Here is a 12327-nt window from a genome sequence, read left to right on the forward strand (position 1 = left end):
AATATGAACCATGTTTGGTGGATTTTCAAGAGATATGGGCATAGATTTGGGCACGGCCAACACATTGGTCTATGTGAAAGGCAAAGGTGTGATTGTGCGGGAACCATCCGTGGTGGCCATTCGCACAGATACAGGAACCATTGAAGCGGTTGGTAACGAAGCAAAAAACATGATCGGCCGCACCCCTGGCCATATTGTGGCTGTGCGTCCCATGAAGGACGGGGTGATTGCCGACTTTGAAACAACGGCCACCATGATGAAATATTTCATTTCTCAAGCCCAGAAGAGAAAACCGTGGTTGTCACGCAAGCCAAATGTGGTGGTCTGCGTGCCTTCCGGTATTACAGCCGTAGAAAAAAGGGCAGTTGAAGATGCCACCAAGCAAGCTGGCGCAAAAGAAGTGTATACGATTGAGGAGCCGTTTGCTGCGGCAATTGGTGCCGATCTTCCCGTGTGGGAACCAACGGGCAGTATGATTGTGGATATTGGTGGCGGCACCACTGAAGTGGCCATTATCTCTTTGGGTGGCATTGTGACCAGCCGTTCTATCCGTGTGGCTGGAGATGAAATGGATGACGCCATCATACAGTATGTGAAACGGAAATATAATTTAATGATTGGTGAACGTACGGCAGAGCAGCTGAAAATAGATATTGGCACCGCAGACAGCGGTGATGAGTCGGAAGAAATGGAAATCCGGGGCCGTGATCTGGTGACGGGACTGCCCAAAACCATAACCATTACTTCCAAAGAGATTGCCGAGGCATTAAACGACACAGTCCAATCCATTATTGAAGCGGTCAAAATTACGCTGGAAAAAGCGCCGCCCGAATTGGCAGCTGACGTGATGGACCGGGGAATTGTGCTCACAGGAGGAGGCGCGCTGCTCCGCAACCTGGATCGCGTCTTAAGCGAAGAAACCGGCATCCCGGTCATTGTGGCAGAGAACGCCTTGGACAGCGTCGCCATCGGAACCGGCCGCTATTTGGAATACAAGTTCAGCTCCAAAAAATAAGCAGGTGAGAATAAGTAGGTGTATAACGTTGCCGTCCTTTTTTTCCAATCGACGCTTAATTGTGCTGTTGGTAAGCACGATTGTGATGGTTGTGGTCGTGGGTATCACCTTGAAAGAACGCCCCCAGCCGACCTGGGGCGAACAATTTATTCGTGACACATTTGGTTTTTTCCAATCCATCGCTTATAAACCCGCTCGTCAAGTAGCGGGTTTCTTTGAGACGATTAATGAGTGGCGTACGCTTTATTCTGAAAATCAACGGTTGAAGGCCAATTTACAAGAAAATGCCAAATTAATGGCCAGAATACGTGAATTGGAACTGGAGAACGAGAGTTTAAAGCGCATGTTGGACGTGAAGTCCAATTTAAGGGACTATCAGTTGATTGCCGCCGAAGTAATCAGCCGTTCGCCTGACCGCTGGTATCAACAGGTGACCATTAACCGGGGGGCCAAGCATGGTGTCAAAGCCAATATGGCAGTGATCACAACCGAAGGGTTGATTGGCCGGGTCAAAAGTGTCTCCCAATTTACTTCCCAGGTTGAATTGTTAAGCGACGTGAACCGGGTCAGTCACATCTCGGCCATCGTGCAGGGCAATGAAAATATATTTGGGGTGATTGAAGGGTATGACCTGGAGCGGGGAGCCCTGTTATTTCAAAAAATCCCCAAAGACGCGCCCCTTGAAGAAGGGCAAACGGTGGTCACGTCTGGGCTGGGAGGGATTTACCCCCGCGGGTTGTACATCGGTCAAATTGTTGAGGTTGTGCCTGACCAGTACGACCTGACCCAATCCGCCCTCGTTGAGCCTGCTGCAAACTTGTATCATCTGGATTATGTCTTCGTGGTGGAGCAGTCTTCCCTTCCTCCCGTAGAGATCCCCGGCCCGGATGAAGATAAGGAGGGAACGGAGGGATGACCCGTTTTCTCTTTATCTTAATCATCTTTATCCTGCTCATTTTTGAAGGCACGGTGGCCCAAGTGTTTACGGCTGGATGGTGGGACCTGCATTTAACCATGGTCCCCCGTTTTGTTGTGGTGATGTTGATCTTTGCCGCCTTGTTTTTAGGGCGGGTGCAGGGACTGTTTTTGGGGCTCGTGTTTGGTTTGTTTTACGATATCATCTATGGCAGTGTGGTGGGGATTTACGGTTTCAGCATGGCTCTGATTGGCTATTTTGCCGGCTTGGTGTTCCGTATTTTCCAGCAAAATATCTTTCTTATATGGTTCACCGTTTTGGTTGCCCTTGTCGCTTTTGAATTTATGGTCTACGGTCTAATGACGCTCATTAAGTTTACCACCATGGACGTGCATATGTTCGTTTTTGATAAATTGATCCCTACTTTGGTACTCAATATGATTTTTGCCCTGCTTGTTTCTTACCCTGCCCGCAGCATTCTGCTCCAGCTGAAGAATGAAGAAGAAAAGTAACGGGGCCAAGCAGGATTTTTAACGCGCGGTGTTGAATAGTTTCTGCATGGGGTGATCTTTGGATGTACGCCACAAAATCGAACGTCACCATTAAAGGAACTAAAGATGGGCTGGTCTTCTATCTGAATGATACATGTGCCTATGAGGAACTGCTGGCAGAGTTGCAAGATAAATTACAGGATCATCCTCAGTTTTTGGACGGTCCCTTGATGAGAGTAACCCTTCACCTGGGTTACCGTTATTTGACAGATGAACAACGGAATGAGTTAAGGGACTTGATCCGCACCCAAGGAAACCTGGTTGTGGACAAGATGGAGAGTCTCGTGGTGTTGAAAGAGGAGATGGAGCAGGCACGGACTGAAACCGGCATCCAAGTTGTTTACAAAACCGTCCGCTCCGGTCAAGTGGTGGAAGCACCAGGCCATCTTTTAGTGTTGGGTGACGTCAACCCCGGTGGTTGTGTCAAAGCAGTGGGACATATTTTTGTGTTAGGTGCGTTGCGAGGCATGGCCCACGCTGGTGTGCACGGGAACAGGGGCGCCATTATTGCCGCCTCTGTATTGTGCCCCACCCAACTGCGCATTGCCTCGGTTGTCGGCCGTCCCCCAGATGAAGCGGAAAACAAAGGGCGTGAATTTGCCCATGTAAACGGAGATCAAATTGCGATTGCTAAGCTGCAACAGCTTGTACATATCCGTCCTGAATTGAAAGCGTTGTGTGTATCAATGGTGAACCGGCCGTCCTGACAGCCGCACAGCTAAAGGTTGAGGCAAGGTGAAGAGGAGGGGTCAAGTTGGGAGAAGCGATTGTGATCACTTCAGGTAAAGGCGGAGTGGGCAAAACAACCACCTCGGCTAATATCGGAACGGCTCTGGCGTTACAAGGCAAAATGGTGTGTCTGGTCGATACAGATATCGGTTTGCGCAATCTGGATGTGGTCATGGGGCTTGAAAACCGGATCATTTATGATCTGGTGGATGTGGCCGAGGGGAACTGCCGCTTGAAACAGGCTTTAATTAAGGATAAGCGTTTTGAAGAGCTGTATTTGCTGCCGGCTGCCCAAACCAAAGACAAGGATGCGGTTGCTCCTGAGCAAATGAGCAAAATCATTGCTGAATTGAAGCAGGATTACGATTATGTCATCATTGATTGTCCGGCTGGAATTGAACGGGGGTTTAAAAATGCGGTAGCCGGTGCCGACCGGGCCATTGTCGTCACCACACCAGAAGTGTCTGCCGTCCGCGATGCGGATCGTATCATTGGCTTGTTAGAAGCCTACAAAATCGAAAGCCCCCGGTTGATTGTCAACCGGATTCGGCCCCAGATGATGAAGCGGGGAGAAATGCTGGACGTTGATGAAATTGTGAACATCCTGGGCATCGATTTGCTGGGCATCGTTCCCGATGATGAGCAGGTGATCAAATCAGCCAATGTGGGCGAACCGATCGTCATTAATCCAGATACCAAGGCTGCCATCGCCTACCGTAACATTGCCCGGCGCATATTGGGTGACAGTGTGCCCCTGATGAAGCTGGAGGAGGAAAAAGGGGTATTGTCCAGAGTGAAACGCCTTTTGGGCATCAGATCCTGAGCAAAGGGTCCGGTGGCAGACATTTTGCCCTGGCACGTATAGCGCTCCTTGCTTTAAAGCATGCTAACCATAAAACAGCATCTTAAGGCAAAGGAGCTTTTTCTATGTCCAACAATAGACGCAAGACGATGGAAAAGGCGGGGGAGAACAATCCTTTTACCCCGTTGTCAACTGAATATCACAACCTTCACTCCCGCACACTGGAGGAATTTCCGGAAGGCCCCTACGGCTTTCCCCTTGAAGGCACCCTGGGCAAACAGTCCGGCTGGGATACCGGAGAAGAAGTGAACCCCAGGTTTTCCTATGAAGACGAACAACTGCACGAAGCGGCCACCCGTCCCTATCCCCAGGCTGACCCGCTGCGTAAAAATCCCGAGGGCCATCCGGAGTAGACCCGTTTGCTGCTGTGGATGGGCGGGCACGGGTAATGGCTGGTGTTCAACCATTAATCCCCCCTGCAAAAGAGAGGACAGATCTCTTTGCAGGGGGGATAAAAATTATGGGCCATTGTGCAGCAAAAAGGTGCATATCATGGATAGACAAGTCATATAAGTTAGTAACGATGGACAAAGCCTAATGAGCTGGTTGAGTGATCTCTAAGGGGAGTGATCAAGCGGTGAGTGTCAAACATTACAGAAAAGGAGTGAAAAAGCGCCGGGAAGAACGTTTGCGTTTGCTTAAAGCAAAACAGCGCCGTTTCCAAGTTTTGCCCCTGCGGGAAGAGCGGGATATCCCGCCCCAGTTTCCTCTCTCCTCTTCCCGGACCAACAGCGCCTCTTCCGCCCCGATGTTTAAACTCATCTGTGCCATGCTCTTGTTTACGGCGGTGCTGATGATTATGAACACGGACCATCCCCAGCTGGCCGATGCCAAAACGTTGATCAGGGATGTGATGACCCTTGATTTTAATGTTGAAGGCGTATGGGCTTGGTATGAGGCGTTCACTGGGCAAGCCCCGGGTTTTCTTCCCCGGTTAATTGCCAGAGATGACAGCTCCCTTCCGCCGTCGTCCGATTATGTTGTGCCTGTATCAGGGGCCCGGATTGTGGCCGGCTTTAATCAAGACCAACAGGGGATTGTGTTGGAAACGGGAACTACGCTGGACGTGGAAGTGGTCAAAGAAGGTTGGGTCACCTACGTAGGCGAGAAAGAAGGGCTGGGCAAGGTGGTGATTATCGATCACGGACAGGGAGAAGAATCTTGGTATGGACAACTGCAGGACATTCATGTACACCTGTATGACTGGGTAAATCAAGGGGAAGTGATTGGCACAACCAGTGTACAGGATGGACGGGAAGCTGGTGTCCTCTATTTCGCTCTGCGCAAAAATTCGGAGTTTATAAACCCCTTGGACGTGATCCCCTTTGAGTAAAGTTGCTGTTCACCCTGTGTTTTATGTGCTGATTTTATTTGCTTTGTTGCATGGATTTATCTATGACCTGCTCCTGTTGTTCATGATTGTGATCATTCATGAGCTGGGTCATGTTTGCACCGCATTAAGCCTGGGCTGGCGCCTGAAAAAAGTGGAACTGTTGCCTTTTGGCGGCGTTGTGGAGGTAGAAGAACATGGAAATAAATCGCCGCGTGAAGAATGCTGGGTGATTGTTGCCGGTCCGCTGACGAACGTGATCATGATCATCGTGGCCTGGCTGTTTCTAAAGTTGGAACTGTGGAGCCCGGCCTTTAGCTATGTGTTTATCGAATATAACCTGGTGATTCTCATCTTTAATTTGCTCCCCATGTGGCCGCTGGATGGAGGAAAATTGTTACAGTTGGGATTTAGTCTGGTCTTGCCGTATAAAAAAGCGATTCAACACTCTCTGCTGGTGAGTGGAGGGTGTTTTGTTTTCTATGTTCTGGGTGTGATATTCTTTTTTCCTTATTACTTCTCGTTATGGGTTATGGCCGTGTTTCTGTTTATTTCCCAGTGGATGGAATGGAAGCAGGCCCCCTATCAATTTATGCGCTTTTTGCTGGAGAGACAAAAGCAGCATCAGCGTGATGAGCTTAATGATCTGGATGTGTTAAGCGTCGCCTTGTCTCCCCAGCACAGCATCAATGAAGCCCTTGAGCATATGTTTCGCCATAAGCGCCATTATTTTTGCCTGATCACCCCAGGAGGCAAAGTGGAAAATGTGCTGAGTGAACAAGAACTCTTGCATTGTTTTTTTAACGGTTACGGCGGTCATCGTGCGGTAGGGGACGTTTTTCGGTAAAATGTAATCATATCCAAAACCATTACTGCTGTAGGAGAGGCAGTAGATGATGGGCATCAAAAGGGAATGGGGGGGCCGCATTGAGGCGGACAGTAGTCATCCAGAGAGAAGGGACCAAGACAGAAGTGGCTGTGCTCGAAAATGGCCGGCTGGCAGAATATCTGGCTGAAACCGATGGTGAACAAAGAACAGGCGCCATATACAAAGGACGGATCATAGATGTGCTGCCGGGGCTGGATGCTTGTTTTGTGGACATTGGTCTTTCTAAGCCAGCCTATTTACAGAAAGAGGATCTTTTAGCCGTTCAACAAGCGGAACACGGGGGAGAGCCGTTGGATATCACCGGTTTGGTGAAGCGTGGCGAAACGCTTCTGGTGCAGGTTAAGAAGGAAGGTAGGGATGCTAAAGGCCCCAAGGTCACTGCCAACATTAAGCTTGTGGGCCCCTATCTGATTTATTTGCCTTATGGCGGGCAGCTGAAGTTTTCCAGGCGGATCACAGACAGTAACCAGCTCAGGCGGTTGTCGGCCTGGGGAGAAGGTTGGCTGCAGGAGAAGGAAGGTCTCATTTTGCGCACGGCTGCCCAGGAGATAGACACAGACACCTTGGCCAAAGAGGGGGAGCGGTTGCGGCAGACCTGGGTCAATGTGAAGCACACGGCCAGCCAGCGGGAGGCACCGTGCCTGATTGCTGAACAGGAGGGCCTCCTGGAGCAGGTGGTCAGCCACCTTGTAAGCCCCGGGCCGACAGAGTGCCTGATCAATGATCAACGGCTCTATGCCAGGTTAGAAAAAAAGCTGCAGCCGCTAAAGCATGTGACCCTTTCATTATGCTCTGCAGAGAAGTCTTTGTTTGAAGCCTGTGGTGTCTCAGAAGAAATAAACACATTGTTTCAACGCAAAGTGTGGTTAAAGAGCGGGGGCTACCTGGTCATTGAGGAGACGGAAACTTTAACGGTGATCGACGTCAACACCGGGCGCTGTACAGGTCAGGATCATTGGGAACAAACCGCATTACTGGTTAATCTGGAAGCGGCGCAGGAATTGGCCAGACAAATCCGCCTGCGGGACATTGGCGGCATGATTGTGATTGACTTCCTTCATTTAAAAGGGGAAGAAGGGCGCCAACAGGTATTGAAAGCGCTGGAAAAAGCGCTAGAGGCTGACCGCAAAGAAACCCATGTGCTGGGGTATACGGCTTTGGGACTCGTGGAGATGACCAGGAAAAAAACCACGGAGAGCCTGTGGCACAGATGGACCCGTCCCTGTTCGGTGTGTCATGGAAGAGGAAGGGTCAAAAAGGAGAGCGGGAAAAACAACACACAGGGTAATCGGCAGCCATATTGACAGATCACCACGATCCATGATATGATTATCATTGTTTTAGGCCAAGTGTGCGCTCCAGGCCTACTGTAACCGCACATTTAAGGTTTCTAAGCTTAGTCACCTTAAATGGCGAGTCTGAGTAGCAGAGGAGGTGCAAAGATGTACGCGATTATCGAAACAGGCGGGAAACAGTACAAGGTTGAAGAAGGAACCGAATTATATGTGGAAAAATTGAACGCAGCTGAAGGGGAAACAGTAACCTTTGACACTGTACTGCTCGTCAACAAAGACGGTGAAGTAAAAGTAGGCACGCCCACTGTAGACGGGGCAACCGTGACAGGAAAAGTTTTAGAGCACGGTAAGGGCAAAAAAATCATTGTCTACAAATACAAGCCCAAGAAAAATTACCGCCGTAAACAAGGTCACCGTCAACCCTATACCAAAGTGAAGATTGAGTCAATCAATGCTTAAGCTGAAAATGGTGACGTTCAGTGATTAATATACACATTTATCGCGATCAAAACGGAGCGATTGACGCGTTTAACCTCCACGGGCATGCCGGATTTGCCCAAAAAGGAGAAGATATTGTCTGTGCGGCTGTTTCAGCTTTAACCTTTGGCACGATCAATGCCATTGAACACTTGCTGAATCTGTCCCTTTCCCTCGAGATGAGGGAAAAGGACGGCTTTCTCCACTGTGCCGTTCCTGACATTCATGATCAGGCGACACAAGAGAAAGTTCAGCTGCTGCTTGAAGCGATGGTCCTCTCTCTGCAGTCTGTGGAAGCCGACTACGGGGACTATGTCAAGCTAACGGTACACTTGGCAAACAGGTGAATCAGACAGAACAACAACTGTGAGGGGGTGACGGACATGCTGAAAATGAATTTGCAGTTCTTTGCTCAGAAAAAAGGGGTGGGCAGCACCAAAAACGGCCGTGATTCCATTTCCAAACGTCTGGGTGTGAAGCGTGCCGATGGTCAAATGGTGCGTGCCGGCAACATTTTGGTTCGTCAACGCGGTACAAGAATTTACCCCGGCCTTAACGTGGCCAAAGGGGGAGACGACACCCTTTTTGCTACAGCAGACGGGGTTGTTAAGTTTGAACGTCTTGGACGTGACCGTAAGAAAGTGAGTGTTTACCCTGTTGCCCAATAATGGGAAAGGTCCGGCAACAACTTTAAATGACATCAGGGAAGCCCAGCACAGCTGCTGGGCTTTTGGTTTTCGTTTAATAGTTTATATTTTATAATATGGCATATGAACATATTGGTAAATGAACCACGTTCAAATGGCCAGTCCGGCGCCCGCAGGAGGAGATTAGAGTGAATCCAGTGACAAATAAGGATGAGCGGGAGATCAAAAAAAAGATCATTGACCATCTGCGCCACTACCGCCATGACATGCTCAATCATATCCAGATGGTCAAGAGCTATGTCCAGCTGGGCCGTTTGGCTGATGTCCAGCGTTATATCGATCACATGACCCTGCAGGCACACCAGGAATCTTTGTTGTCCCAACTGGGAGATCCTGAGTTGGCTTATTTGCTGTTAACTTACAATTATCAGCGGGACCATAAGCTGCACTTGGACGTAGAAGTGAATCTGGAAGCGGAACAGATGCGCCAGATCGGCCGGGAACATCCCCACGCCTTTCACCTTGTCCACCGGCTGATTGAGCTGGTGGAAACGGGATGCAAACTGGTTCCATTTGAAAAACCTCCCCAGCTGTATCTGTTGTTTGAAGGTGACGACCATTGCCTGTCTGTCATGTGTGACTACCGGGGAAACTGGGCCCCGGATATCGGTTGCCGCCACCTCTTAGAGTTACAGGATAAGGTGCTGCGCTGCCAGGGTAAACTAGTGGAAAAAGTCCAGACTGAACAGCAACTGACGCTAGAAATCATTTGTCCATGGGCAAGTGTTAGGTAAAAAGATTGAGGTGAGCAGGGATGTTTGTAGATGTGGTGTCCATTTATGTCAAAGGCGGAGACGGCGGAAACGGGATGGTCGCTTTTCGCCGTGAAAAATATGTGCCTCACGGCGGTCCGGCTGGAGGGGATGGCGGCAAAGGGGGAGATGTTGTCCTCGAGGTGGACGAAGGATTGAACACTTTAATGGATTTCCGTTATAACAAACATTTTAAAGCTAAAAACGGTGAAAACGGGCGTTCCAAGGGACAGCACGGCAAAGGTGCCCCGGATCTTGTGATCAAGGTACCTCCGGGAACGCTGGTCAAAGATGAAGAAAGCGGCCAAGTGATCGCTGACCTTGTTAAACACGGCCAACGCGTTGTCGTAGCCCAAGGGGGGCGGGGTGGACGAGGCAACATTCGCTTTGCCACGCCCAGCAATCCCGCGCCATATATTGCTGAAAACGGGGAGCCAGGAGAAGAAAAACGGCTGACGCTGGAGCTGAAGGTGCTGGCTGATGTGGGACTGGTTGGTTTTCCTAGCGTGGGGAAATCTACACTGCTTTCCGTTGTTTCGGCTGCCAAGCCCAAGATCGCCGATTATCACTTTACGACGCTCGCCCCTAATCTGGGCGTGGTCAGGGTGGACGACATGAAAAGCTTTGTGATGGCCGATCTCCCCGGATTAATTGAAGGCGCCCATCAAGGGGTTGGACTGGGTCACCAGTTTTTGCGCCATATTGAGCGCACGCGGGTGATTGTCCACGTCATCGACATGGCTGGCAGTGAAGGGCGGGACCCCTATGAAGACTATACAACCATTAATAACGAGTTAAAGCTGTATGACTACCGTTTGGAAGAACGCCCCCAGATTATTGCAGCCAATAAGATGGATCTTCCTGGAGCGGAAGAGAACCTGCAGGCGTTTCGCCGGAAACTGGCTGATGACATTCCTGTCTATCCCATTTCTGCCGTGACGAAACAAGGGGTCAAGGAGCTGGTCTATGCCATTTATGAATTGTTAGAGACGATTCCAGAAGATGCTTTCCTGCTTACGCCCCGAGAAGATGAAGCCCATGTGACGTATATGTATGAAGAAGAACAACCAGATTTTCGTGTTTATCGTGAAAATGACGTCTTTGTTGTAGAGGGCGAAAAAATTGAGCGGTTGTTAAAAATGACTAACTTCAACTATGAGGAAGGCGCCCGGCGTTTTGCCCGCATTTTGCGCAAGATGGGGGTTGACGATGAATTGCGCAGGCTGGGGGCCACTGACGGTGATACGGTGCGTATTTTAGACTATGAATTTGAATTTATCGATTAAGTGCGGGTAAGCGTCCCAGCACGGTGCTGTCTAGGTGAGACTTAAGCAAAGGGGAGAGAGGATGAGCGTCAAAATCGGCATTACCACAGGATTGGAAGGGGAACGGAAGATCACACTGTCACAGGATAATGTGGATGCAGTGGTTCAAGCGGGGGGGCTTCCGTTTCTCTTGCCCAACCTGTGGGATGCGTCCTGTATCCCGGAGATGGCCAGAGAGTTGGATGGATTGTTACTGACAGGGGGAGGAGACATTGACCCCACCTTGTTTGGAGAGGAGCCCCATCCCAAGCTGGGGACGATCACGCCCCGGCGAGATTTTTTTGAATACCATTTGATCCGTCTGTTTTTAGAACAAAACAAACCTGTTTTAGCCATTTGCCGGGGCTGCCAAATCTTAAATGTTGCTGCGGGAGGCGACATGTACCAGGATATTGGGGCCCAGCACAATCAAAAGATTTTGCAGCATACCCAGCTTGCGCCCAGAGCCCATGCCTCCCATTATGTGCAGATTGAGCAAAACTCCCTGTTATTTTCCATTATCGGCAAAGAACGGATCAAGGTGAACAGTTTTCACCACCAGGCTATCCGCCGTCCGGCACAAGGTTTTGAAGTGAGCGGCTGGGCCAGTGATGGCGTAATTGAAGCGTTTGAAAGCAAGTGTCACCGCTTTATCCTGGGCATTCAATGGCACCCGGAATGTATGGCGGTGCAAGGGGACCAGGATGCACTAAAGCTGTTCAGAGCGTTTGTCCATGCCGCTAGGCAAGCCTGATAATAGGTGTTATTTTAGCAATTTTTGATCATTCGCTCCATTTCCGCTCCATTTCATCTAACATACCAAAATATGACCGTGTGTCTGAAGCAAAAATACTGTATAATTTTAGAAAGACAAATGTATATGTGGGGAGGACGCCGTACATGGCTGTGCACAACACTCGAGATAAAGATACCTTTTACCTGATACGTGCCGACATCTTGCCAGAATCGATGCAAAAAACCATCGAAGCCAAAAAGCTTTTAGAAACCGGTGTGGTTCACTCGATTCAGGAAGCGGTGGAGAGGGTTAAACTGAGCCGCAGTGCCTTTTATAAATACAAGGATGCCATTTTTCCTTTTAATGCGGCCATGAAGCAGAAGATTATAACCATATCTGTCAATTTGGAACACCGGACTGGGGTATTGTCCCGCATGTTAAGCTACATTGCCCAAAACAGAGGCAATATTTTGACCATTAATCAATCTATTCCCTTGCAAGGTCTGGCCCACGTCATTTTGTCCATTGATACAGCCCAAATGGATATGGACGCCACCCAATTGGCTGAAGGATTAAAAGGGCTGGATGGCGTCCAAAAGGTGATGATTATTGGCCAGGAAACTTAACCCGTTGGCATTCACCTTTCATCGTGCTTAGTATAACCCTGTCCCTCCTCTTGGCGGTTAACAGGATAAAAAAATCATGAGCAAACCGCCCACTCATGCATAAGATGTAGAGACTGAGTTATAGAGGAGGGAAATGCT

16 protein-coding genes and 1 other annotated feature are annotated in these 12327 nt (G+C 49.5%); all 16 genes read left to right on the top strand.

Annotated elements, in window-relative coordinates; translation table 11 throughout:
• The first annotated feature begins 10 nt into the window (after positions 1 to 10).
• A complete protein-coding gene (locus IEW48_RS03145; RefSeq protein WP_188622542.1) occupies positions 11 to 1015 on the top strand; it encodes a rod shape-determining protein in 1005 nt (334 codons plus the stop codon).
• A 28-nt stretch (positions 1016 to 1043) separates the two neighbouring features.
• On the top strand, positions 1044 to 1931 hold the full coding sequence (gene mreC / locus IEW48_RS03150; RefSeq protein ID WP_188622543.1) for a rod shape-determining protein MreC: 888 nt from the start codon (positions 1044 to 1046) through the stop codon (positions 1929 to 1931).
• Positions 1928 to 2443 (top strand): rod shape-determining protein MreD, encoded by a 516-nt coding sequence (mreD, locus tag IEW48_RS03155; protein ID WP_188622544.1) that lies wholly within the window; start codon positions 1928 to 1930, stop codon positions 2441 to 2443. Before mreC ends, mreD begins: the two co-directional genes overlap by 4 nt.
• Before the next feature lie 62 nt (positions 2444 to 2505).
• Positions 2506 to 3189, top strand: coding sequence for a septum site-determining protein MinC (gene minC, locus IEW48_RS03160; RefSeq protein ID WP_188622545.1), 684 nt, complete (start codon positions 2506 to 2508; stop codon positions 3187 to 3189).
• A 47-nt stretch (positions 3190 to 3236) separates the two neighbouring features.
• Complete coding sequence (minD, locus tag IEW48_RS03165; protein WP_188622546.1) at positions 3237 to 4034, top strand: septum site-determining protein MinD; 798 nt, start codon at positions 3237 to 3239, stop codon at positions 4032 to 4034.
• Positions 4035 to 4138: 104 nt separating this feature from the next.
• Positions 4139 to 4426, top strand: a complete 288-nt coding sequence (locus IEW48_RS03170; RefSeq protein WP_007506330.1) for a hypothetical protein — start codon at positions 4139 to 4141, stop codon at positions 4424 to 4426.
• Between the two features lie 224 nt (positions 4427 to 4650).
• Positions 4651 to 5406, top strand: a complete 756-nt coding sequence (locus IEW48_RS03175; RefSeq protein WP_188622547.1) for a M23 family metallopeptidase — start codon at positions 4651 to 4653, stop codon at positions 5404 to 5406.
• Positions 5399 to 6250, top strand: a complete 852-nt coding sequence (locus tag IEW48_RS03180) for a M50 family metallopeptidase (protein ID WP_188622548.1) — start codon at positions 5399 to 5401, stop codon at positions 6248 to 6250. The genes IEW48_RS03175 and IEW48_RS03180 overlap by 8 nt, the downstream gene beginning before the upstream one ends.
• Positions 6251 to 6330: 80 nt before the next feature.
• A complete protein-coding gene (locus IEW48_RS03185; RefSeq protein ID WP_188622549.1) occupies positions 6331 to 7596 on the top strand; it encodes an Rne/Rng family ribonuclease in 1266 nt (421 codons plus the stop codon).
• Positions 7597 to 7653: 57 nt separating this feature from the next.
• Positions 7654 to 7722: a sequence feature (ribosomal protein L21 leader region), on the top strand.
• A 12-nt stretch (positions 7723 to 7734) separates the two neighbouring features.
• Positions 7735 to 8046, top strand: coding sequence for a 50S ribosomal protein L21 (gene rplU, locus IEW48_RS03190; RefSeq protein ID WP_007506338.1), 312 nt, complete (start codon positions 7735 to 7737; stop codon positions 8044 to 8046).
• A 20-nt stretch (positions 8047 to 8066) separates the two neighbouring features.
• On the top strand, positions 8067 to 8411 hold the full coding sequence (locus tag IEW48_RS03195) for a ribosomal-processing cysteine protease Prp (RefSeq protein ID WP_007506339.1): 345 nt from the start codon (positions 8067 to 8069) through the stop codon (positions 8409 to 8411).
• A 36-nt stretch (positions 8412 to 8447) separates the two neighbouring features.
• The gene (gene rpmA, locus IEW48_RS03200) at positions 8448 to 8732 is read left to right on the top strand and encodes a 50S ribosomal protein L27 (RefSeq protein ID WP_007506340.1); all 285 of its coding nucleotides are present in this window, start codon (positions 8448 to 8450) and stop codon (positions 8730 to 8732) included.
• Positions 8733 to 8899: 167 nt separating this feature from the next.
• Positions 8900 to 9505 (top strand): Spo0B domain-containing protein, encoded by a 606-nt coding sequence (locus IEW48_RS03205; RefSeq protein ID WP_188622550.1) that lies wholly within the window; start codon positions 8900 to 8902, stop codon positions 9503 to 9505.
• A gap of 20 nt (positions 9506 to 9525) precedes the next feature.
• A complete protein-coding gene (gene obgE, locus IEW48_RS03210; protein WP_188622551.1) occupies positions 9526 to 10809 on the top strand; it encodes a GTPase ObgE in 1284 nt (427 codons plus the stop codon).
• Between the two features lie 61 nt (positions 10810 to 10870).
• Positions 10871 to 11581 carry a gamma-glutamyl-gamma-aminobutyrate hydrolase family protein gene (locus tag IEW48_RS03215; RefSeq protein ID WP_188622552.1) on the top strand — a complete coding sequence of 237 codons (711 nt, stop codon included), beginning with the start codon at positions 10871 to 10873 and terminating at the stop codon, positions 11579 to 11581.
• Positions 11582 to 11727: 146 nt separating this feature from the next.
• Positions 11728 to 12189, top strand: coding sequence for a transcriptional regulator ThrR (thrR, locus tag IEW48_RS03220; protein ID WP_007506345.1), 462 nt, complete (start codon positions 11728 to 11730; stop codon positions 12187 to 12189).
• Positions 12190 to 12327: the final 138 nt, after the last annotated feature.

The organism is Caldalkalibacillus thermarum (assembly GCF_014644735.1).
Classification (GTDB): domain Bacteria; phylum Bacillota; class Bacilli; order Caldalkalibacillales; family Caldalkalibacillaceae; genus Caldalkalibacillus; species Caldalkalibacillus thermarum.